Origin of the sequence: Bifidobacterium myosotis, assembly GCF_002259745.1 — a bacterium.
GTDB classification, from domain to species: Bacteria; Actinomycetota; Actinomycetes; order Actinomycetales; family Bifidobacteriaceae; genus Bifidobacterium; species Bifidobacterium myosotis.
In genome coordinates, this window is sequence record NZ_MWWW01000032.1 from 19,951 (window position 1) to 43,152 (window position 23,202).

Annotated in this window: 14 protein-coding genes and 2 pseudogenes; 14 read left to right on the plus strand and 2 right to left on the minus strand. The window is 63.3% G+C overall.

Annotation, left to right across the window (positions count from 1 at the left end; all coding sequences use genetic code 11):
• A pseudogene (locus BMYO_RS10905) lies at positions 1-1,113 on the minus strand (oxidoreductase); the annotation flags it as partial.
• Positions 1,114-1,186: 73 nt separating this feature from the next.
• On the opposite strand from BMYO_RS10905, the gene BMYO_RS11600 reads away from it, so the two are divergent.
• The 13 genes and pseudogenes from BMYO_RS11600 to BMYO_RS10965 all read left to right on the plus strand — a co-directional run bounded on the left by BMYO_RS11600 (position 1,187) and on the right by BMYO_RS10965 (position 19,685).
• Positions 1,187-1,384: a hypothetical protein gene (locus BMYO_RS11600; protein WP_143249181.1), complete on the plus strand. Its 198-nt coding sequence runs from the start codon at positions 1,187-1,189 to the stop codon at positions 1,382-1,384.
• Positions 1,385-1,400: 16 nt separating this feature from the next.
• Entirely contained in the window at positions 1,401-2,558 is a 1,158-nt protein-coding gene (locus BMYO_RS10910; protein ID WP_094668486.1) for a glycerate kinase family protein, read from the plus strand.
• Positions 2,559-3,098: 540 nt separating this feature from the next.
• A complete protein-coding gene (locus BMYO_RS10915; protein ID WP_094668487.1) occupies positions 3,099-3,278 on the plus strand; it encodes a hypothetical protein in 180 nt (59 codons plus the stop codon).
• The gene (locus BMYO_RS10920) at positions 3,275-4,792 is read left to right on the plus strand and encodes a methyltransferase domain-containing protein (RefSeq protein WP_094668488.1); all 1,518 of its coding nucleotides are present in this window, start codon (positions 3,275-3,277) and stop codon (positions 4,790-4,792) included. The genes BMYO_RS10915 and BMYO_RS10920 overlap by 4 nt, the downstream gene beginning before the upstream one ends.
• Before the next feature lie 3 nt (positions 4,793-4,795).
• Positions 4,796-5,725 (plus strand): XamI family restriction endonuclease, encoded by a 930-nt coding sequence (locus BMYO_RS10925; RefSeq protein WP_094668489.1) that lies wholly within the window; start codon positions 4,796-4,798, stop codon positions 5,723-5,725.
• A 222-nt stretch (positions 5,726-5,947) separates the two neighbouring features.
• Positions 5,948-10,519: a glutamate synthase large subunit gene (gene gltB, locus BMYO_RS10930; RefSeq protein WP_094668505.1), complete on the plus strand. Its 4,572-nt coding sequence runs from the start codon at positions 5,948-5,950 to the stop codon at positions 10,517-10,519.
• A gap of 1 nt (position 10,520) precedes the next feature.
• Positions 10,521-12,059 carry a glutamate synthase subunit beta gene (locus BMYO_RS10935; RefSeq protein WP_094668490.1) on the plus strand — a complete coding sequence of 513 codons (1,539 nt, stop codon included), beginning with the start codon at positions 10,521-10,523 and terminating at the stop codon, positions 12,057-12,059.
• Between the two features lie 367 nt (positions 12,060-12,426).
• On the plus strand, positions 12,427-12,981 hold the full coding sequence (locus tag BMYO_RS10940) for a hypothetical protein (protein WP_233428266.1): 555 nt from the start codon (positions 12,427-12,429) through the stop codon (positions 12,979-12,981).
• Positions 12,978-13,715 carry a hypothetical protein gene (locus BMYO_RS12265; protein WP_233428267.1) on the plus strand — a complete coding sequence of 246 codons (738 nt, stop codon included), beginning with the start codon at positions 12,978-12,980 and terminating at the stop codon, positions 13,713-13,715. The genes BMYO_RS10940 and BMYO_RS12265 overlap by 4 nt, the downstream gene beginning before the upstream one ends.
• Positions 13,716-14,131: 416 nt before the next feature.
• On the plus strand, positions 14,132-15,001 hold the full coding sequence (locus BMYO_RS10950) for a C39 family peptidase (RefSeq protein ID WP_158216992.1): 870 nt from the start codon (positions 14,132-14,134) through the stop codon (positions 14,999-15,001).
• A 231-nt stretch (positions 15,002-15,232) separates the two neighbouring features.
• The gene (locus tag BMYO_RS10955; protein ID WP_094668492.1) at positions 15,233-16,873 is read left to right on the plus strand and encodes a peptide ABC transporter substrate-binding protein; all 1,641 of its coding nucleotides are present in this window, start codon (positions 15,233-15,235) and stop codon (positions 16,871-16,873) included.
• A 316-nt stretch (positions 16,874-17,189) separates the two neighbouring features.
• A pseudogene (locus BMYO_RS10960) lies at positions 17,190-19,067 on the plus strand (DUF5696 domain-containing protein); the annotation flags it as partial.
• A gap of 153 nt (positions 19,068-19,220) precedes the next feature.
• Positions 19,221-19,685: a hypothetical protein gene (locus BMYO_RS10965; protein ID WP_094668494.1), complete on the plus strand. Its 465-nt coding sequence runs from the start codon at positions 19,221-19,223 to the stop codon at positions 19,683-19,685.
• Between the two features lie 216 nt (positions 19,686-19,901).
• On the opposite strand, the gene BMYO_RS10970 is transcribed toward BMYO_RS10965, so the two are convergent.
• A complete protein-coding gene (locus tag BMYO_RS10970; RefSeq protein ID WP_143249182.1) occupies positions 19,902-21,530 on the minus strand; it encodes a proline-rich domain-containing protein in 1,629 nt (542 codons plus the stop codon).
• 299 nt (positions 21,531-21,829) lie between these two features.
• Here BMYO_RS10970 and glgA point away from each other — a divergent pair, with 299 nt between their 5' ends.
• A complete protein-coding gene (glgA, locus tag BMYO_RS10975) occupies positions 21,830-23,077 on the plus strand; it encodes a glycogen synthase (RefSeq protein WP_094668496.1) in 1,248 nt (415 codons plus the stop codon).
• Positions 23,078-23,202 lie beyond the last annotated feature (125 nt).

The window sequence follows — 23,202 nt, forward strand, 5'->3', positions numbered from 1 at the left end:
TCACTGATGGCCCTTGCGTCGGCGCGGTGCGAGCGCCGCGGGTCCGTGCTTGCCGATCGCGAAGCACAGCGCACGCAATCCGCCGATCCGTGGATCGGGACGTTTTCCGTGTCCGATGCGGTTCATCTGCAGCTCGAACCAGCTGATGACGAGGATGCCGCCGAACGCACGGTCGAGCGCCTTGACTCCGGTCGTCACCCACGGCAAGTCCACGCTGCCCTCCCAACGGTCGCGGATGATCCGCTTCGGCAGGTCGGGCACGAGGGCCAGCGGGCGTGCGATGCCGATCATCTGCGTGATTCCCTCGTCGAGCGCGCGCTCCATGTCCCGCGCGTTGCGGAACCCGCCGGTCAGCGCCACCGGCACGGTGAGCTCGCCCTTGACGCGTCTGGCGAATTCGGTGAAGTACACGCCGCGCCTGCGATCCTCGAGTGCGCCACTGTTGGTTTGGATGACCGGCTTCTCGAGTGTGCCGCCGGAGATGTCGATCAGGTCGACACCGCGCTTCTCGAGCTGCTTCATGACCCAGATGGACTCCTTCTCATCGAAGCCTGAGAACGACCCGCCGCGCTCGTCGATCTTCACGGCGATCGGCACGTCGCTGGAGTTGAGCTTCACCGCGACCGGGAAATCGGGTCCGACGGCCTCGCGCACCGCGGCGAACACTTCGAACAGGAATCGCGAGCGATGCTCTATGTCGCCGCCGTATTCGTCGGTTCGCCGGTTGTCCTCGGGGGAGAGGAACTGGTTGATGAGGTAGCCGTGGGCCGCATGGATTTCCACACCGGTGAATCCGGCCTTCTTCGCGATTCGCGCCGTCGTGGCGAATCGGCGCACGATGTCGTGAATCTGCTCGACGGTGAGTGCGGTCGGTTCGGCGAAGAAGCGTCCGTAGTCTCCTTCCAGTTTGCCGCCGCTGGGCGCGTACGGATGTTGGTTGATGGTGATGGGGGATTGGCGTCCGGGGTGGTTGATCTGCATCCAGCAATGGGCGCCGTTGCGGGTTCCCGCAGCGGCCCACCGACGCAGCATGTCAAGGTCGCGCTCGTCCTCGACGGCGACGTTGCCCGGTTCGCCGAGCTGTGTTCGGTCTACCATCACGTTGCCGGTGACGAGTACGCCGGCAGCCCGGCGCCATTACCGGATGGCGCCAAAGGAGCCAACGAGAAAATGAAAGGGACGTGACATGAAAAAGGACCTGAATGCAAAACTATCCCGCGGCGCATTGCGCACGCTCGACGCCTTCTCCGGCGCGATGAAAGGTGCTGGACGTCTCATCCCGCCGCCTTCGCCGGGCTCGGCGTGCGGGCTGCATGGTTTTGTGACATCGGTGGCGGTAAATCAGCTAACTCTGGATTGCCGGGGTGGGGATATGGCGATGTGATGGATAAGCTGATGCCATGACCGGAAATACCCGATACGCCCGATATGTATGCGCCCCCGATTCGTTCAAGGAAAGCCTGACCGCATCTGAAGCGGCGCAGGCCATGGCGGCAGGCATCCGCAGGGCCGACCCCGATGCCGAAATCCGCCTGCTGCCCATGGCCGATGGCGGCGAGGGTACGACCCGCGCGCTGGTCGATGCCACGGGCGGTTCGATGCGGACGACAGCGGCTCACGACCCATTGGGCCGCGGCATCACGGCGGAATACGGCCTGCTCGGCGACGGTGCGACCGCAGTCGTGGAGGTCGCCGCGGCGAGTGGTCTGGCATTGCTTGCGCCTTCCGAACGCAATCCGCTGATCACCTCGTCATATGGCACCGGCGAGCTCATCCGCGCGGCATTGGATGACGGCGCGACCAGGATCATCGTCGGGCTCGGCGGCAGTGCGACCAGCGACGCGGGTGCCGGCATGCTTCAGGCGCTTGGCGTGCGGCTGCTCGATGATGAAGGCCGCGAGCTGCCGTCCGGGGGAGCGGCGCTGGCTCGGCTGGCCGACATCGATGTTTCGGGGCTCGATGCGCGGCTGCATGACGTCGAGGTGATCGCCGCGTGCGACGTCCCCAATCCTCTGGTCGGTCCGCAGGGTGCCAGTGCCGTGTTCGGCCCGCAGAAGGGCGCGACCGCCGACGACGTCGCGCTGCTGGACCGCGCGCTCGGCCGCTTCGCCGGGGTTGTCGAGCGGCGGCTGTCCGTGGACGTGGCCGGTGTTCCCGGTGCCGGGGCGGCTGGCGGCATCGGTGCGGCGTTGAGGGGCTTTCTCGATGCCGGGTTCCGTCATGGCGTGGACGTCGTCATCGAGACCGTGGGATTGCCCGATGCGGTCCGGTGGGCGGATGTGGTGTTCACCGGGGAGGGGTCGATCGACGCCCAGACGCGATACGGCAAGACCCCCGCCGGGGTGGCCGAGACCGCCAAGCGCTATGGCAGGCCGGTCGTCGCCATCGCCGGTCATGTGGGCGAGGGCATCGACGAGCTGCATGCCGTCGGCATCGACGCCATCTTCGGCATCGCCCCCGGTGCGGCCACCTTGCAGGATCTGCTTGAGGATGCGTCGGCGAATGTGGAACGCACCGCGGAGCAGGTCACGCGACTGCTCATGCTGGGGAGGAAATGACCCAAGACGGTTCCGCCGGCCGGCATCGATCGCCGATGGACGCGTGCATCCGTATGGATTTCCGCGACGGTGAATCCGGCCTTCTTCGCGATTCGCGCCAAGTTCTACAACTATTTCGGCGACCGCGACGATTTGATGACCTATTGCGGAACCGCTCTATCCGGAGACGGGCGCACTCGCGCGACCCGAACTGCACGATTGCGTCCACGCTCTGCTCGCAGGCGCGGAGCGGCCGGAGCTACGAGCCACGAACCACATTGTGAGAGCGTCCGGCACGCCAGTCGGGGCTGTTTGGCGAATGCGGCTTCGACGGATGTGACCACGGGTCGGCTGTGTCGGTTCTGCCATGGCCGGAAATCGTTGGAAATCGGTCTGTGTCGGTAAAATTTTACCGTCGGCTGTAATCCGGGTTTACGATTGCCTATATTCGAACAAACGTTCCAAATTTGGGAGGTCGGATCATGGGCTGCTGGAACATTGACGCGCGACGAATGCAAGTACACTGTTCATATCTATGGAACAGGCAGGAAGGAGACGGGCATGGCGGATACGCCGACCATGACCATACACCTCGAACCCGGGCTGAAGGACGAGACCACGAGGACGTTCGAACCATCGGGATTGAGTATGGCTGGAGCGGCCGCCATGTTCCTCAAGGCGGCAGTTCGGGAGCATGGACTGCCATTCGAAGCGATAAACGGCAAGGGGGTGGTTCGGTGAACGACCTTCTCTCCAATGAGGACATTCGCCGATATGCGGCGGAAGTCTCTCTGGGGTCGCGATCAGCGGGAGAGCTCTCCTTGTCCCTCGCCGCCGGGGATGATCTACTGGGGGACGCATATATGGGCTGTAATACCGCCGAGATGCGTCGCTCCAGCGGCAGTACCTATACGCCGTCTGCAATCGTTGAGGAAATGGTCGAGATGGCCTATCGGCAAATACGTCCGTCGTTGATAGTCGATTGCGGGTGTGGCAGCGGTAGATACGCTCTGGCGTGTGCCAGGAGATTCCCCGACGCGCGGGTGCTGGCGGTGGATAATTCGTCGGACGCGATTGCGATGTGCAGGGCAAACGTCGTCGCTGCCGGACTGGCCTCCCGGGTGGAGGTGGTTCAGGCCGATTTCACCGATTATGAGGTGGGCCGGCCGGGCGATGGTCCCGTGCTGTGGATTGGGAACCCCCCATACATCAGGCATCACGATATCGACAATGAGACCAAGGCCCGATTCAAATCCGTTGCGAAGCAACTGGGACTGAAAGCGAGTGGGCTGTCCGGTCTCCATGTGCATTTCCTCGCTTCCATCGCAAGGCAATGGAGGCATGGAGACTATGGGGTGCTGGTGACGAGCGCCGAATGGATGGATGTCAACTATGGCTCTTTCGTGCGCAGGCTCCTGACGGAACGTCTGGGGTTGGACGAATTGCGTTTGTTCGACAAGACGAGCCAGGTGTTCGAGACGGCTGACACGACGGCTGTGGTTGTAGCCTTTGGTCATAAAACCGATGAGGTGCTGATCCGATTCCCGGACAACGCGAGCAGGCTGATTCCCGTCAGTCTTCTCAGTGGTGACACGCGTTGGACGCGACTGATTGAATCCGAGGGCGTTGATGATCGGAGGAACGAGCCGGACGGCATGGTTCCCCTTGGATCGCTGGCGAAGGTGCACAGGGGTGTGGTCACCGGGGACAATAAGTTCTGGGTGCGTCGGCCGGACGATCTGGATGGCATCCCCGATGAGCTTACCGTTCCGGTTATCGCGCATGCGAGGGAGATCATGGGGGATTGCATAGCGCAGTCGTCGCCTGAATCGCTGGGCAGGCTGATAGTGCTTCCCGAGAACACCGAGGATTTGAATTCCGCCTCGCATAAAGCGGCGGAGTACATCATCGCGCAAGGCGAATCCCAGGGCGTCGATACGGGTTACGTAGCGCGTCATAGGAGAAAGTGGTGGTCCATCAGGCCTCCGCAGCCTCCGGCGATATTAATGACGTATATGGGAAGGGGCAAGCCGACGTTCGTCGTGAATCGTCGGAAACTGCCTATGCTGAACGTCGTGCACGGACTTTACCCATGTGTGAATATGACGCCGAAGGCATTGGATCGGCTCGCGACGTTTCTGAACGAATCGGTCGATACGGCTGATGGAAGAACCTACTGCGGAGGTCTCGTCAAATTCGAGCCTCGTGAGGCGGAGGCCATCATGGTGCCCGCGTTGGAGACTTTGGAGGCATGAGCCATGGATTTCAAACAGCCGAAACGATTCACGCGAATGGAGCTTGCGGAGTCGGCGGCAATCGCCGGCGAGCATTTCAAGCGAACGAGAACGGATGCGGAAGCGTCGACTGCCGCCTTCTATGATTCCGCTTTTGACACGGCTTACGCCGAAATCGAGCATGTTCTCTCGACGACCGGCCAATTGTCGAATCTCGAGGCCATGGCGGCTCAGCTATTCGAAGAAGGATATCTCGATGTTTTGCGGTATATGGAACGGCCTACGGTCAGTTCCGATGATTTCAAGAAACTATCCGAGACGAACACCACAGCAAAAGGAAGACTGAGTCAGCCGGGAAACGCGGCATTGGCCATGGAGTATCTTCTCCGTAACCTGAACACCCGGGTTTTCCCATGGTTCGGCAGCGGGGTGGATCCGACCGAAAGCGAATTGAACGCGGCCAAGCATGCCGTCGCAGCGCTGGTGGCCGACCAGAAGACCAAGACGATGCTCAGAAACAAGCAATCACAGTCGCAGGAGGAGGCGGTGCGCAGGGCATTAATCGATGGGGCCGGGTACCGGATGGTCAAGGCTCGTGATTTCCGGATGCTGTCGGACGGGCCGAAACCCGGTGAGATATTCCATAAGGAGACCTCGATCGATGGAGTCAAGGCCGATGTGGTTTTCGGACTGTATGACGGCAGAATCATGGCTCTGGAATGCAAGGTGTCGAATACGGCGGTGAATTCATACAAACGACTCAACCATGAGACGGTAGACAAAATCGTCAAATGGAACCGCATGTTCGGCAGTAATGGAATCGTGGGTGGCTGCGTCCTGCAAGGGGTTTTCGCCGTCGACAACCTCGAACTGGCGCAGAAAGCCGGTGTCGCCATTTTCTGGTCGGCGAATCTGAAGGAACTCGTTGATTTCGTGGCGGACACGGAACGCTGACATTGACGTCCTGCGAATATCGAGCAGGTGACTCGCGTGCTGCAGGTGTAATTCCCGGCGCGGCTTATCAGCAAAATCGGCTAAAATCAAGCCTTGACTTTTTCTGCAATTCGGTATATGGACAGCGAAACGCAATCGACATACCGCAACGCTACTCTGTCAACAGCAACTTAGGAAGTGGCACGTCTGTGAGCGCGCCCATAAGCAATTGAGGTGATTTCGGTGACATTCAAAGCCCCGCTTGATCTCACGGTCCATGCTCCGGACGGCATGTACGACCCCTCCAACGAGCATGACGCCTGTGGTGTGGGTATGGTCACCACCTTGAACAAGCGTCCGGAACGCAAGATCGTCACCGACGCCATCGAGGTGCTGGTCAACCTGGATCACCGCGGTGCCGTGGGTGCCGAGGAGAACACGGGCGACGGCGCCGGCATCCTGATGAGCATGCCGGACGAGTTCATGCGTGCCACCATCCCCACCGACCTGCCCGAGGAGGGCCATTACGCCGCCGGCATCGCGTTCCTCGACCGCGACATCGAGACCTCCGGCCAGCAGGAGCAGGCCATCGCCAGGATCGTGCGCGAGGAGGGCCTCGAAGTGCTCGCTTGGCGCGTGGTGCCCACCAACCCGGACGGCCTCGGCCTGCAGGCGCTCGCCGCCATGCCGGGCTTCAAGACCCTTGTGGTCGCCTCCCCGGATGGTTCCCTCGCCGGCATCGACCTCGACCGCAAGACCTTCCGCATCCGCAAGCGCGTGGAGCATGAGGTGGGCGTGTACTTCGCCTCCCTCTCGGCCCGTACCATCACGTACAAGGGCATGCTCACCACCATGCAGCTCACCAAGTTCTTCCCGGACCTCAACGACGGGCGCATGAAGGCCGTCATCGCCATCGTCCACTCCCGCTTCTCCACCAACACGTTCCCGAGCTGGCCGCTGGCCCAGCCGTTCCGCCTGCTGGCCCACAACGGCGAGATCAACACCATTCAGGGCAACCGCAACTGGCTGTCCGCCCGCGAGGGCCGCCTGAGCTCTGAACTGCTCGGCGAGTTCAAGCCGCTGCTGCCGATCACCACGCCCGGCTACTCCGATTCCGGCACCTTCGACGAATGCCTCGAGCTGCTGCACCTCGCCGGCCGATCCCTGCCGCATGCCATCTGCATGATGCTGCCGCCGGCATGGGAGAAGGATCTGAGCCTCGACCCGGACGTTCGTGCCTTCTACGAGTACAACAACACGCTCATCGAACCGTGGGACGGCCCGGCCGACATCGTCTTCACCGACGGCACCCAGGTGGGCGCCCTGCTCGACCGCAACGGCTTCCGCCCCGGCCGCTGGCAGCTCACCGACGACGGCTACCTTGTGCTGGCATCCGAGGCCGGCGTCATCCCCGAGAACGCCCCGGAGCATGTGGTGGCCAACGGCCGCCTCGAGCCGGGCAAGATGTTCCTTGTGGACACCGCCGAGGGCCGCATCATCCCGGACGAGGAGATCAAGAAGAACCTCGCCGCCCAGCACCCGTACCGCAAGTGGGTCGAGGGCAACTCCGTGGAGCTCTCCGACCTGCCCAAGCGCGAGCATGTGAACCACTCCGGCCAGTCCGTCCAGCGCCGTCAGCGCGCCTTCGGCTACACCGAGGAGGACCTGAAGCTCCTGCTCACCCCGATGGCCAACACCGGCAAGGAGCCGCTGGGCTCCATGGGCAACGACACCCCGCTGCCGGCCCTGTCGAACCGCAGCCGCATGCTCTTCGACTACTTCCACCAGAAGTTCGCGCAGGTGACCAACCCGCCGCTCGACTGGGAGCGCGAGGAGATCGTCACCTCCCTCGAATCCGCCATCGGCCCCGAGCCGAACCTGCTGGCCGATTCCGAGCTGCACGCCAAGAAGATCCTCATTCCGCTGCCCGTGGTCAACTCCGACGAGATGGCCCAGCTGAAGCGACTCGACAAGGCCCGCGTGCTCGGCGGCTACTACCGCCCGTACGTGGTCAAGGGCCTGTACCAGGTGGCCGGCGGCGGCAAGGCCCTGAAGGAGCGTCTGGACGAGATCTTCACCGAGATCGACCAGGCCATCGAGGACGGCAAGAACTTCATCGTGCTCTCCGACCGTGAATCCAACCACACGTGGGGTCCGATCCCGTCGCTGCTGCTCACCTCCGCCGTGCAGCACCACCTGCTGCGCCGCCACACCCGCACGCAGATCTCCATGGCCGTCGAGGCCGGAGACGTGCGCGAGGTGCATCATGTGGCCCTGCTTATTGCCTACGGCGCCGCCTGCGTGAACCCGTACCTGGCGTTCGAATCCGTGGAGAACCTGGCGCGTACCGGCTACCTCAAGGTGGATGCGGACACCGCCGTGAAGAACCTCACCAAGGCCCTGTCCATCGGCGTGCTCAAGATCATGTCCAAGATGGGCGTCTCCACCATCATGAGCTACCGCGGCGCCCAGCTGTTCGAGGCCGTCGGCCTCAACCAGGAGGTCGTGGACGAGTACTTCACCGGCACCACCTCCCGCGTGGGCGGCGTGGGCCTCGACGAGCTCGCCGAGGAGGTGGCCATCCGCCACCGCGTGGCCTACCCGAACCAGTGGACCGCGGCCCCGCACCGCAACCTGCGCACCGGCGGCCTGTACAAGTGGCGTCGCACCGGCGAGGATCACCTCAACGACCCGGAGGCCATCTTCCTGCTCCAGCAGTCGACCCAGCGCGGCGACTACCAGATGTTCAAGAAGTACTCGCACCACATCAACGACACGTCGAACCGCATCATGACACTGCGTGGCCTGATGAAGTTCAACGAGACCCGCAAGCCCATCGACATCTCCGAGGTCGAGCCGGCCAGCGAAATCGTCAAGCGCTTCTCCACCGGCGCCATGAGCTACGGCTCCATCAGCCAGGAGGCCCACGAGACGCTCGCCATCGCGATGAACTCGATCGGCGCGCGCTCCAACTCCGGCGAGGGTGGCGAGTCCGACGACCGCATCGAGGACCCGCAGCGCTACAGCCGCATCAAGCAGATCGCCTCCGCGCGCTTCGGCGTCACCTCCGACTACCTCGTGCACGCCACCGACCTGCAGATCAAGCTCGCCCAGGGCGCCAAGCCCGGTGAGGGCGGCCACCTGCCGGGAGCCAAGGTGCCGCCGTGGATCGCCACCGTGCGCCACGCCACCCCGGGCGTGGAGCTCATCTCCCCGCCGCCGCACCACGACATCTACTCCATCGAGGATCTGAAGCAGTTGATCTACGATGCGAAGCTCGCCAACCCGAAGGCTCGCATCCACGTCAAGCTCGTCTCCGAGTTCGGCGTCGGCACCATCGCGGCCGGCGTGGCCAAGTGCCATGCCGACGTGGTGCTCATCTCCGGTTACGACGGCGGCACGGGCGCGGCCCCGCTCAACGCCATCCGCCACGCCGGCACGCCGTGGGAGATCGGCCTGTCCGAAACCCAGCAGACGCTGATCCTGAACGGCCTGCGCTCCCGCATCGTCGTCCAGTGCGACGGCGAGCTCAAGACCGGCCGCGACGTGGTCATCGCCGCCCTGCTGGGCGCCGAGGAGTTCGGCTTCGCCACCGCCGCGCTGATCGTCGAGGGCTGCGTCATGATGCGCGCCTGCCAGAAGAACACCTGTCCGCAGGGCATCGCCACGCAGGACCCGGAGCTTCGCGCCCGCTTCCGCGGCAAGCCCGAAAGCGTGGTCAACTTCTTCATGTTCATCGCCGAGGAGGTGCGCGAGATCCTCGCCCAGCTCGGCTTCAGGACGCTCGAGGAGGCCGTCGGCCACGTCGAGTGCCTGGATCAGAACGAGGCCATCAAGCGCTGGAAGTCCAACGGCATCGACCTGTCGAACGTGCTCAAGCAGGCCGGTCCGGTGCCGGGCACGATTCTGCACCAGACCATCGAGCAGAACCACGAGCTCGAGAAGTCGCTCGACAACGAGCTCATCAAGCTCGCCGAGCCGGCGCTGGAGCGCAAGGAGCCGGTGCGCATCGAGATGCCGATTCGCAACGTCAACCGCACGGTCGGCACGATGGTCGGCTACGAGATCACCCGCCGCTACGGCGAGCCGGGCCTGCCCGACGACACCATCGACATGACCCTGCACGGCTCCGGCGGCCAGTCCATCGGCGCGTTCATCCCGCGCGGCGAGACCCTGCGCATCTACGGCGAAGTCAACGACTACGCCGGCAAGGGCCTGTCCGGCGGCCGCATGATCGTGCGTCCGGAGACCAACGTCACCTTCGATCGCCACGAGAACGTTATCGCCGGCAACGTGACCGGCTTCGGCGCCACCTCCGGTGAGATGTTCGTGGCCGGGCGCGCAGGCGAGCGATTCGCCGTGCGCAACTCCGGTGCCACGTTCGTCGTCGAGGGCGTGGGCGACCACGGCTGCGAGTACATGACCGGCGGCACCGTGGTGGTGCTCGGCCCCACCGGCCGCAACTTCGGCGCCGGCTTCTCCGGCGGCAACACCTACGTGCTCGACCTCGACATGAAGAAGGTCAATCCGGGCGCCATCAAGTCCGGCGCGCTGCTCTTCAAGTCCCTGGACTCCGAGACCTCCAAGCTGGTGTACGACCTCGTCAAGCGCCACGCGGAGGAGACCGGCTCCCAGTTCGCCTCGGCCCTGCTCGAGGACTGGAACGAGACCGTCAAGCGCTTCACGCATGTGGTGCCGAAGCAGTATCTGGCCATGACCCGCGCCATGGAAGAGGCCAAGGCCAACGACATCGATTTCAATTCGCCCGGAGCCTGGGATCAGGTCTACGAGCACGTCATGGAAGGAGTGCGCTGACATGGGCGACCCGAGAGGATTCCTGAAGGTCCGTACGCGCCGCGAGCTGGCCGAACGACCCATCGAGGAGCGCATCAAGGACTGGTTCGACGTCCACGCCGAATCCGGTCTGCAGCCGTGGACCCGCGAACAGGCCGCACGCTGCATGGACTGCGGCACCCCGTTCTGCATGACCGGCTGCCCGCTGGGCAACGTCATCCCCGAGTTCAATGATCTGGTGCGCCAGGGCAAGTGGGAGGACGCCTACAACCGTCTGTCCCAGACCAACAACTTCCCCGAAGTGACCGGCCGCATCTGCCCGGCCCTGTGCGAGCAGGCCTGCGTGCTCGGCATCCATCAGCCGCCGACGATGATCAAGAACGACGAGTGCACGATCATCGATCAGGCATGGGATCTGGATTACGTCAAGCCCCTGCCGCCGCAGCGTCTGACCGACCAGACCGTGGCCGTGGTGGGCTCCGGCCCCGCCGGCCTCGCCGCCGCCCAGCAGCTCACCCGCGCCGGCCACACCGTGGTCGTCTACGAGAAGGACGATGCCATCGGCGGCCTCATGCGCTACGGCATCCCGAACTTCAAGCTCGAGAAGGGGCTGCTCGACCGTCGTGTGGAGCAGATGGAGGCCGAAGGCACGCGCTTCCGCACCAACGTGGAGATCGGCAAGGACATCTCGTGGGACGACCTGCGCGACCGCTACGACGCCGTCGTGGTGGCCATCGGCTCCCGCGTGCCGCGCGACATGAAGATTCCCGGTCGCGAGCTCGACGGCATCCACTTCGCCCTCGACTTCCTGCCGGACGCCACGCGCCGCGTCTTCGGCGTCAAGCCCGTCAACGACATCACCGCCAAGGACAAGCACGTCATCGTTATCGGTGGCGGCGACACCGGTTCCGACTGCCTCGGCACCTCGATCCGCCAGGGTGCCAAGGACGTGACCGTGCTGCAGATCATGCCGAAAGAGCCGGAGACCCGTCCGGCCAACCAGCCGTGGCCGACCTTCGCCCGCACCTACCAGAAGACCACGTCCATGGCCGAGGGCGGCACCTACCTGTACAGCACCGACTCCGTGAACTTCATCGGGTCCGAGGAGGAGCAGGCCAAGGTGAAGATCGAGAACTCCACCACCGCCGAAGGCTTCGTGGCGGACGAGCACGGTCATGTGACCGGCCTCAAGGTGGTCTCCGTGGCCCCCGGCGAGAACGGCCCGTTCACCCGCCAGCCCGGCACCGAGCGCGTGCTGCCCGCCGACCTCGTGCTCATCTCCGTGGGCTTCTTGCACCCGGACACCACCACGCTGCTCGACCAGCTGCCCGTCGAACTCGACAAGCGCGGCAACATCGCCCGCAATGACAACTTCGCCACCTCGCAGGACGGCGTGTTCGTGTGCGGCGACGCCGGCCGTGGCCAGAGCCTCGTGGTCTGGGCCATCGCGGAGGGCCGCTCCTGCGCCGCCGCCGTGGACGAGTACCTGTCCAGCGAGAAGACCAGCGAGCTGCCCGCCCCGATCAAGGCCAGCGACCGCCCGATGATGCTGCCCCGCTGACGGCATCCGGCGCAGTCGTGGCCTGAGAGCACGGTCGTAGTTTTAGGCCAAATTTGCGAAGGCTCCCCATCATGGGGAGCCTTCGTCGTTTTTGCCGCTTTTCCGCCGAATGCGGACCGCCGAAGGATCTGATTTGTATACATGGGGCAAGGGCGGTTTCCGGAAAATGTATACATAACTATTCTCAATTAGGAATGGTTATGTATACAATAGTGATGTGGCTATTAGGACGAATCACACGTTGCTTACACGTGCGGAAGCTGCCCGGCGACTCGGAGTGAGTGAGCGGCGGGTCAGCGCGCTTTGCGCTGCGGGCCGGCTTGAATCGTTTTCCGCAGGGAACGGCGCGTTGGTCACGGAGAATTCCGTGCGGCGCCAGGCACGGTGGCAAGGTGCAGGTGGGCGTCCGTATTCGCCGGACATGGCGTTCGCCGCGCTGTACGTGCTCAGTGGACTCGACGCGTCGTGGCTGGGCCGGCAGCAACGGTATCGACTCAAGGGATATCTGAGGCAGGTGGATGTGGAGAATCTGACCCGTCTTGTCCGGAGGCGCGCGACGACGGTCGACTATTGGTGCAGGGATTCCAATCTCGGCAAGGTTGCGGACTTCATTCGTCCTTCCGCCGCCACCGGAACATTGGCGGACTTGTTCCGGCTGACCGCCACGGACGTGGTGGAAGGCTATGTCACCGCCGACGCCCTGGATGATGTCGTCCAGCAATGCCGGCTGAAGCAAAACGTGACGCCCATCCGAGCAAGGCTCCACGTCGCCGGCGATCTTCCCGTCGGAGAAGGGCCGATGCCTCTCGGTGTCTGTGCGGCCGACCTGGCCGAATCCGATGATCCGAGAGAGCAGCGTGCTGGATTGGAAACCCTTCAACAGCTGATCGACGACTACCACCGCAAGGAGCATCAGACATGATTCCGACAATCCACATGCTCGGCACGGGTCATCCCTGGAGCACCGTATACGCGGTCGCCGCTGCCGACATCCCGGAATCATGGCTTCTTGCGGGTGGGCTCATGGTCCAACTGCACGCCATCATGGGTGGATTGATCGCACGTCCCACCACCGACGCCGATTTGCTCGTCGATTTCATGGCCGACCGACGCGGTATTGCCAGACTGCGTAATATCCTTGCTTCCCGTGGGTTCGAGACGCAGCCGGGCACGCTGACCGGATACACGACCCGCATGAGCGCACCGAACGGTGACGTCGTGGATCTGCTGGTCGCCGACCATCTGCCCAAGTTCCTCGGGGCCGATGCGACCATCTCCGGCACGCCGGTATTGTCCATGCCGGGCGGAGCGCAGGCTGTGGAGCGTAGCATGCAGGTTCGTCTCGTCGATGATCGAAGCGATGTTGATGCCGTGATTCGCATCCCGGATCTGCTTGGCGTACTGATACTCAAGAGCGCGGCCTACAGTGCCGATCACGCCGGCTACGGCGACCGACATCTTTACGACGCCGCCATGCTCGCATCGCTCATCCCCGGTCCCGATGCCGAACTCGCACGTCTGCACAGCAACACCGACCGCAAACGCATCAAGCTCCTGCATGACAAGCTCACCGAGGACTCCCCATACTGGAACAACCTCGACGAACCACATCGCCAAGACGGACTGGATACCATCGAAACGCTTGCCACATGGTAAAAATCCCCAACGCTAACGGTCGTCGTCAATATGGGAGCCGGGGCGATGCGGTACGATACACTGATTTGGCGGTTTTTGAAGTGTTGTACCGCAGTATTGCGGTACAACAGCCGAAGCAATCGTTTGCAACAGACATCGTACCAACGTGACGATGATGAAAACCGCGGAAATAAGCCATTCTTGACATACGAGCCACAGCATATCTTGGTGATGGCTCGGTACGATATGCGAAAAACACTTGATTTCGCGTATCGTACCGCACGTCTGTCGGATGCGCCGGAACCGGGACATTGCCGGCCGGCACGGCGACGGCGCTGCTCCGATATGATGGAATCATCGGAAGGCGGTGCGCGATGGGGCGGGAACGACGGCGTTGGCTGATTGTGTGCATCACGGTGATGGCGGTGGCTCTTGCGGTGTTCGGCGGCTATGCGTTGGTCCGGCAATACGGCCTGAACCATGGGGATCATGCCGCGAATCAGGCCGTCTCCTCCGGGGGCAACTCCAGCGTGTCCGGCGCAATCACACCTGATGATGGCCCCTCAGCCTCACCAGACACGAATGCGGACACCGGCAAGGACGGACTGGTCGACCCCGCCGTGCTGGCCGGGCTGAACGAGGGCGTCGACGATTCCTATCCCGGCGACGGATGGTTCTGCAATGCGGCCGGCGAGAAAGCCCGATCGATGCGGGAATGCACGGATAAGACGAAGCAAACCGAGACGCAAACCAACCGTGTGATGCTTGAGATACCGCAGCGTGTGCAGGAGAGAAGCTACTGGTGTATGCCGGCGGCGTTGCAGATGATATTGGCCTATCGCGGGATCGATGTGAGTCAGGCCACGTTGGCTGAACGGATGAATGCCAGATCGGATGTTGGCACGGTGGATGTGGATTTGGCTCGTGTGGTCAACGCCTATCTATTCGGTGCCGAAGATTCCAATCCGAGTGGCGACGGATACCATGTGCAGGCCATTGACCGAGGTGATACGGATCCGGCGATAGCCAGCACGTTCGCCTCTCGGGTGAGGGAAGGTCTGTCTGCCGGGTATCCGCCCATCGTCACACTCGACATTCACGTACTGTATCCGGAAATCGGCCATGCCAGCCATGCGGTTGTCATTGTCGGATATGATGCGGTGCCGGACGGGTCCATTGCGCAATACTATTTCATCGACCCCTACTACAAGGTGCAGGATGCCGATTACGGAGGGCTGAAGACCGCTTCCGCAGAAGAGATGATCAATGCGATTGTGACCAATAAGGAGCCGGCATATATTTGGTGACGTTGAAGATGGAGTAATGACATCTCAAATCAAGGTCAATCAAGGCTAATCAAGGTCAATCACGCCGGAATTCCCGCATTGCTGTCTATCGAACAGGCCGCCTCACCATCCAGATGACCGGTGTGTATATCCGGTGTTTATATTTCGGGAATTGTGCATATAAAGTTAACAAAACCCTCCTACAGTGTTTCCCTGTCGCCAACGGGCGGCAAACATCAGATGGAGAGGTTCATGAACAAACGTCATGTCACGGCACTGGTAGCGGCCGGTGCGGCAATCGTCATGCTGCTCAGCGGCTGCGGATCGACCGGCAACACGTCGAACTCCGGCAGCTCTGCGGACAACAACATCATTTCCGTGTACGGCAGCGAGCCGGCGCACCCGCTGTTCCCGGGCGCGGTCACCGAGGCGGGCGGCGGCAAGGTCGTAGACCAGCTGTTCGCGGGTCTGGTCACCTATGATGCCAAGGGCGGCATCCACAACGAGGTGGCCGAAAGCATCACCTCCAGCGACAACGCCACGCACTACGTCATCAAGATCAAGAGCGGCTGGAAGTTCACCGACGGCACGCCGGTGACCGCCCACTCGTTCGTGGACGCTTGGAACTACACCGCCAACAGCGCCAACAAGCAGGGCAGCGCCAGCTTCTTCAGCACCATCGAGGGATACGACGACCTCCAGAAGCCGGACGTGGACCCCAAGGCCACGCTCTCCGGCCTCAAGGCCGTGGACGACAGCACCATCGACGTGCGCCTGAGCCAGCCCGATTCGGCGTTCCCGGTCAAGTCCGGCAGCCACGCCTACATGCCGCTGCCCGAGTCCGCGTTCAAGGACCCGAAGAAGTTCGGCGAGAACCCGGTGGGCAACGGTCCGTACAAGTTCGTCTCGTGGACGCACAACCGCAGCATCGAGATGGTGAAGAACCCGGACTATAAGGGCAACCGCGTGGCCAAGAACGACGGACTGACCTTCAAGATCTACACCTCGCCGGATTCCGCCTACGCCGACCTGCGCGGCGGCAACCTCGACTTCACGCACGCGATCCCCTCCACCGCGCTCAAGTCCTTCCAGTCGGACAAGACCATCAAGGCCTACAACCAGCCCGGCGGCAACACGCTCACCTTCACCATCCCCGAATGGCTTGACCACTTCGGCCAGAACGAGGAGGGCAACCTGCGCCGCCAGGCCATCTCCATGGCCATCGACCGCAAGACCATCGCCGAGAAGATCTTCAACGGCACCTCCACGCCGTCCGTCGACTTCCTCGCCGCGCCGATCAGCGCGTACTCCGAGAACCTCAAGGGCAACGAAGTGCTCAAGTACAACCCCGACAAGGCCAAGGAGCTGTGGGCCAAGGCCGACGCCATCTCCCCGTGGAGCGGCGACTTCAAGATCGCCTACAACGCCGACGGCAACGCCAAGGGCTGGGTGGAAGCGGTCTGCAACTACATCAAGAACTCGCTCGGCATCAACGCCGAGGGTGCGCCGATGTCCACCTCCGACGAGTTCCTGTCCAACGTCGACTCCGGCAAGATGACCACCGCCTACCGCAGCGGTTGGGGCCCGGACTACCCGTCCGCCGACAACTACCTCATCCAGCTGTACGACTCCAGCTCCACCGGCGGCAAGGGCGCGAACAGCGGCAACTACAAGAGCGACGAGTTCGACGCTCTGATGGACAAGGCCCTTTCCGCGCCGTCCACCGAGGAGGCGGACAAGTACTACCAGCAGGGCGAGGAGGTCCTCATGCAGGATCTGCCAGCCATCCCGCTGTGGAACCAGAACGCCACCGCGGTCAGCACCCCGAACGTCTCCGGCGTCGAGTTCGACTACGGCGGCGGCCCGGTGTTCACCGAACTGACCAAGAAGTGACCGATTGGCGGGCGGCCGTGAACGTCTTCCGACCGCCCGCCGGCGTCGCTGTAATGCCTAGCTGACGCCATATCGATGTCCCACGACGCCCGCCTGCCCTGATTCGGCAGACGGGCGTCTTGTGCGCAGGTTCCGGAATCGTCGGACGGCCCGCCCGCCCGGATTATCGGGTACAGTCGTCACGGGATAACCGGAGCATCATCGGGACATCACTGGGACATCACCGGAACATAACAATCGATTGATTCCCAAGCCAAACGCAAATCAAGCGCAAACCAACCGCAACAATCACAGGAAAACAGGAGCACAGCACATCATGGAATTCACCGCGTCCGGCACCACCGTACGCTTCGACGAGCGGACACTGCAGTTCACGGTCCAGCGCGACGGCGCCGAATGGACCACCGTCACCGAGGACGGACCACGGCTGGAAAGCGCGCAGGGCACGTTCGCGTTCGACCAGGCCGCGGCCATCAGCCACGAGGCGCGCGAGACCGGCACCGGCGTCGGCGTACGCAGCGTCTTCACCGGCTTCGACCACGGAGCGTACGCATTCGAGACCTACGTGTGGATCGAACGCGCGTCCGGCGACGTGCTCTTCGAATGGATACCGCTCAACGAAAGCGGACTGGACGTCACCAAGGTCGTCTGGCCGGCGGCCCTGACCTTCGACCGTGCGAGCGACAAGGACGTCACGCTCATCACCCACGAACAGGGCGTGATGATCCCCAACACCTGGCCCACGCCCGTCGCCACCAAGGACATCACCTTCGACGGCCGATTCGAGACGGCCGGCGGCTACATGCCCTGGTTCGCCCAGCTGCGCGAGGACGGCCACGGCTACATCGCCATCTGCGAGACCCCGTGGAACGCCGGATACGGCATCGACCATCCCGCCGGCGGCCCGTACACGCACGTCGGCACATGGTTCGAGCCCAGTCTCGGGACGATGGACTACCGCCGCGTCGTGCGCTTCCGTCTCCTCGACCACGCCGACCACACGGCCGTGTGCAAGGAGTACCGCGCGTACGTCAACGAGCGGGGCCGACTGCGCACGCTCGCCGAGAAGGCGGCGCGCAACCCCTCCGTGCGCGACCTCATCGGCCGCTCGTGGGTGCACGTCGGCATCAAGACCAAGGTACAGCCCGACTCGTACTACTACGACAAGGACCATCCCGAGAACAACGGCTCGCTCGTCACCTTCGCCCAGCGCATCAAGCAGATGCGCACGTTGCACGACATGGGCGCCGGCCGGCTGTACATGCATCTGGACGGCTGGGCCCAGCCGGGATACGACAACGAGCACCCCGACTACCTGCCCGCGTGCGAGGAGGCCGGCGGCTGGGATGGCATGAAGGCGCTCGTGGACACCTGCCACGAGCAGGGCGACATCTTCGGCACCCACGACCAGTACCGCGACTACTACTTCACCGCGAAGACGTTCGACCCGAACAACGCGATTCGTCTGGCAGACGGCACGATGCCCGAGCACGCGCGCTGGGCCGGCGGCCACCAGACCTACCTGTGCGCCGAGCTCGCCCCGGACTACGTGCGCCGCAACTTCGCCGAGATCGCCGCGCACGGCATCCGGCTTGACTGCGCGTATCTGGACGTGTTCACCTGCAACGAGGGCGACGAATGCTCGAACCCCGAGCATCGCATGACGCGTCGCGAATGCTATGAGCGTCGCGCCGAATGCTTCGAATACCTGCTCTCGCACGGCATCCTGTCCTCGTCCGAGGAGGTGTCGGACTGGGCCGTGCCGAGCCTCGTGTTCTGCCATTACGCGCCGTACGACTTCCAGATGCGCTCGCCCAGCGCGCCGCGCCACGGCGTGCCGGTGCCGCTGTACAACCTCGTCTACCACGACTGCGTTATCGAGCCGTGGATGATGGACCGCGTCGTGGACGGCGATGACTACATGCTCTACGCCCTGCTCAACGGCGGCGCCCCCTACCTGATCCGTGACGCCGCGTACATCGGCGTGGACGGCGACATGGACGCGGAACAGCGCGCCCGCACGGAGAACGAGATTGAACGCTGCCATGTGGTCGCCGGATTCCACGAGCGCGTCGGCATGCTCGAGCTCGTGCGCCACGAATTCGTCGACGGCGACCCGCTGGTGCAGCGGTCGGTGTTCGCCGACGGTTCCGCGGTCACCTGTGACTTCCATACGCAGGGCTATCGGTTCTCGGGGTTCGATGCGGGCGTGGCTGCGACAACTGCATCGACGGTTGCCTCGACAGCTGCATCGACGGTTGCGGACAAGTGAGTCGTCAGGCGAGCCATCGAGTCGTCAAGCGAGTAATATAGCCAACAGTGTCATCGCTGAAACAGGAGTAGTAAGATGCCAAATCGCGCAGAACGTCGTGCCCAGGCCAAGGCCAACCGTAGGGGAGTGCCGTCGCAGTATGATTCCACCCGCGGTCGCGGTCGTGGCGGCATGATTGACGAATACCAGCTGCAGGAGCGTTCCCGCAGGCTGCAGGACGGCGAATCGCTCGGCCCGTGGAAGCCCAGCGCTGTTGTCGAGTCGGAGCCCGAGACCGTGCTCAACACCAATCCGGACTACACGAACCCGAAGATGTTCAAGGCGCCCCATTCCGTGCGCCAGTGGTTCCGCGTGGGCAGCTGGACGCTGATCTCGCTGGCCATCATCGCGTTCTTCGTGGTCATGTGGCTGCCGAGCCACCCGATGTGGCTCATCGCCACCGTCTCCGGCGTGTTCATCGTGGGTGTGGTGAGCCTGTTCTTCACCGCCGGCGATTCCAAGCACAACCCGAACCTCGATCAGAACGGCACCGCCGTCTGAGTCCTTGCTGTTCGTCGTCTTCGGGCGTAATCGTATTGCGGTCTTTCGGGGTTTGCGCCCCCGGAAGACCGTTTTTCTTTGGCTTTGCGGCTTGTACGGACGGTATGTGCGGACGGGTATGTGCGCGTTTGTAAATGCGCGATGCGCGTGTACGCGACCATATTCCACGCACACACGCACACACGCACACACGCACACACGCACATACGCCCGCAGCTACATCACGGCCTCACACTCGCCGCGGTGAATCGCCTCGGCGGCCTTGTCGGTGTACTCGTTCATGAGATATTGCGCATGCTGGGCCTCCGCGGCCTGACGGGCGCTTTCCTCGGTCCACGCGCGATCCGCTCCGAGGTACTTGATCGCGTAGCTGTTGGTGACGCCTTCGGTCCGGTCGATGCCGTCCTGCACCGCAATCGGCGGATGGCTGGTGCCGCAATACATGTGTATCGCGTGGTGCGCGAGCTCGTGCCGTATGGCGGCGGCGGGCGCGTAATCGGTGTCCCAGCCACTGGCGTTCGGATTCGCATAGATCACATTGGGCGTCACCGGGCAGTAATACGCGAAGGTCTCCTTGTCCTCGAGCGCCTTCATATCCGGGTTCGTGGAGGAGGACTTCGTGCAGTATTGATTGCCGGCGTTGAAGTCCCAGTTCACCTGCATGCCCGCAAGCTCCACGATTTTCTGGGCGCTTTCGGCGTAGGTGGAACCCATGGAGTTGCTTGCTGCGGCGATCTTGGCCTCCAAGTCGGCCCACAGGGGTTTGAGTTCGACGGAATTCTGCCCATCCACCGTGTAGGTCTCGCCGTCGCGGCCGGTCAGGGTCACCGTGACGGCGAGCGGCTCGCCTTTGAGGAAGTGTCCCTCCACCGTATCGGTATCGGTCCGGTACGAGGTGATGAGGTCGTCCATCTCCTCGGCGTTGATGCCGATGGTGTCGCCCATCAGCTTGATCTCCGAGGTGTATTTGCCCAGTACCGCGATGAAATCGGTCACGTACTTGCCGCCATCATCCGTGATGGGGATGCGGTATTTGTCCATGAACGCCTGAAGATCGTCGAGCGCCTCGTCGCTGTATTGGGTGTATTTGCCGTTGACGTAATCCAAGGTCTCCTGATACGAGGGGCGTTCCTTCATGGAGATGTATTTGACCGTGGGTTTCGTGTCCTGTGGGGTCTGGCTTTGGGATTGCTGGGATTGCCGGGCCGCGTCGTCGACGGCCTTGTTCGCCACCGCGACGAAGCCCGCCATCACCGCGGCGAAGAGCAGCACCGGAATCAGAATCACCGTGATGATGATTGCGGCGATGCCTCCGCCGCCGAGTCCGCGCTTCCTGGCCGGACGCGCGTAGTAATACGGTGATGAGGCCGGTGCCGGAGCCGATGCGCCGATGGGGGTCGCGGGGTTTGCCGGGCGAGGGGTGTAGGGATTCGTTTGCCGGGCGCCGGGGAACGGCTGGGTCCGGGGATTCTGCGGATTCGGGTGGGGTTGCTGGGGTTGCTGGGGTTGGGAGTACGCGTTTGCGGATTGCCGGGGCGCGCCGGGATAGGTCGGGGCAGGGTATTGCGGGTATTGGGTTGGGTGGTTTGGCTGGTTTGGCTGAGCGGGCGGGTGCGCGTATGCCTGTCCGTTCGGCTGGCCGTAGGGTCCGGAGCGGGGATACGGATTGTACGGGCCGTACTGTGCCCCCGGGGTTTGTTGGCCGGATTGGTCGCGCTGGCCGTACTGTTCGGACGAATGTGGCTGGCCGGGTTGACCGGAGTGTTGCGGCTGCTGCGGATAGTGCGATTGCGACGGCTGCCATGGCTGCGGTCCGGAGTGGTGTTCTGGGTGCTGCTCGGTCATCTTTCCCCCTCATCGTCGAGCCCTCATCGTCGAGCGTTGGTGCACATGGTACCCCAGTCTAGACCGGGTGCGGAGGGGCAGTCCAGAGCCTGGGCGAAAGAGTCTCAAGGAGTTTGGAAGAATCCGGGGCTGCTGCCCGATGATTACCGGGGGCCATTGCTCCCTGACGTGCTCCCTGACACGCTCCCTGACACGCTTCGATGCGTCTCGACATGCCTGAACATCTGCGCATTTTGCAAGGCATAGTGGCTTAAAGTGGGAATTGCTTGATTCCCTGATGCACGAAGGAGAGCCATCTGATGAAAGTTGATCTGTTGACCCGCGAGTACCCGCCGCACGTCTATGGCGGCGCCGGCGTCCACGCCGAAGAGCTGTCCAAGGTGCTGGCCGAGCGCATCGATGTGACCGTGCGTGCGTTCGACGGCCCGCGCACCGAGGCCGACGTGCCCGCGATCCCCAACGCGGCCGAAGCCAAGGGCAGCCTCAAGGTGGTCGGATACGGCACTCCCGCCGAGCTGTCCGACGCGAACCCCGCGCTCAAGACCTTCGGCGTAGACCTGCAGATTGCCAACGACGTGGACGCCGACATCATCCACGCCCACACATGGTATGCCTGCCTGGCCGGCTATTTGGCCAAGATGCTGCACGGCACGCCGCTGGTCATCACCGCGCACTCGCTCGAACCGTTCCGCCCGTGGAAGCGTGAGCAGCTCGGCGGCGGCTACAACCTGAGCTCCTGGGCCGAGAAGGACGCCTACGAGCACGCCGACCGCGTGATCGCCGTCTCCGGCGGCATGCGCAAGGACATTCTCACCGCCTACCCGAACCTCGACCCGGACAAGGTGGTCGTGGTGTACAACGGCATCACCATGTCCGAGTTCGCCACCCCCGCCGAGGACGATCCGGCGTGGGGCGTGTTCGACCGCTACCACATCGACCGCAGCAAGCCGACGCTCCTGTTCGTGGGCCGCATCACCCGTCAGAAGGGCCTGCCGTACCTGCTCAAGGCGCTGCATTTCGTCAACAAGGACGTGCAGGTGGTGCTGTGCGCCGGCGCGCCCGACACCCCGGAGATCATGGAGGAGGTCAAGACCTCCTTCGCCGAGCTCGACAAGGAGCGCGGCAACATCATCTGGATCGAGGAGATGCTGCCCAAGAAGGAGCTGAGCGCCCTGGAGCACGGCTGCGACGCCTTCATCTGCCCGTCCATCTACGAGCCGCTTGGCATCGTGAACCTTGAGGCCATGGCCTGCGGCCTGCCCGTGGTCGCCTCCGCCACCGGCGGCATCCCCGAGGTCGTCGTGGACGGCGAGACCGGCTTCCTGGTGCCGATCGACCAGCTGCACGACGGCACCGGCACCCCCACCGACCCGGACAAGTTCGTGCACGACATGGCCGACGCGATCAACAAGATCATGGCCGACCCGGAGTTGCGCGAGAAGATGGGCAAGGCCGGCTACGAGCGCGCCCGCGACGTGTTCAGCTGGGAGTCCATCGGCGATGAGACCGTCAAGGTCTACCAGTCCGTGCTCGACGAGCGCAAGTAGTTTGCCGCGCCCCGCGCCTTCCTTTGATAAGGGAGGCTTAGCAACGCCCGTACTCGCCTCCCTCTGATGAGGGGATGAGCCGGCCGTCGGATGTAGACATCCGTGACGACCAGCCTGCCTCCCCT

Excerpts from the sequence above, each read along its gene's own strand:
- BMYO_RS11600 (WP_143249181.1), top strand. The coding sequence starts at position 1,187 with ATGAAAAAGGACCTGAATGCAAAACTATCCCGCGGCGCATTGCGCACG.
- BMYO_RS10910 (WP_094668486.1), top strand. The coding sequence starts at position 1,401 with ATGACCGGAAATACCCGATACGCCCGATATGTATGCGCCCCCGATTCG.
- BMYO_RS10915 (WP_094668487.1), top strand. The coding sequence starts at position 3,099 with ATGGCGGATACGCCGACCATGACCATACACCTCGAACCCGGGCTGAAG.
- BMYO_RS10925 (WP_094668489.1), top strand. The coding sequence starts at position 4,796 with ATGGATTTCAAACAGCCGAAACGATTCACGCGAATGGAGCTTGCGGAG.
- BMYO_RS10935 (WP_094668490.1), top strand. The coding sequence starts at position 10,521 with ATGGGCGACCCGAGAGGATTCCTGAAGGTCCGTACGCGCCGCGAGCTG.
- BMYO_RS12265 (WP_233428267.1), top strand. The coding sequence starts at position 12,978 with ATGATTCCGACAATCCACATGCTCGGCACGGGTCATCCCTGGAGCACC.
- BMYO_RS10955 (WP_094668492.1), top strand. The coding sequence starts at position 15,233 with ATGAACAAACGTCATGTCACGGCACTGGTAGCGGCCGGTGCGGCAATC.
- BMYO_RS10965 (WP_094668494.1), top strand. The coding sequence starts at position 19,221 with ATGCCAAATCGCGCAGAACGTCGTGCCCAGGCCAAGGCCAACCGTAGG.
- BMYO_RS10970 (WP_143249182.1), bottom strand. The coding sequence starts at position 21,530 with ATGACCGAGCAGCACCCAGAACACCACTCCGGACCGCAGCCATGGCAG.
- glgA (WP_094668496.1), top strand. The coding sequence starts at position 21,830 with ATGAAAGTTGATCTGTTGACCCGCGAGTACCCGCCGCACGTCTATGGC.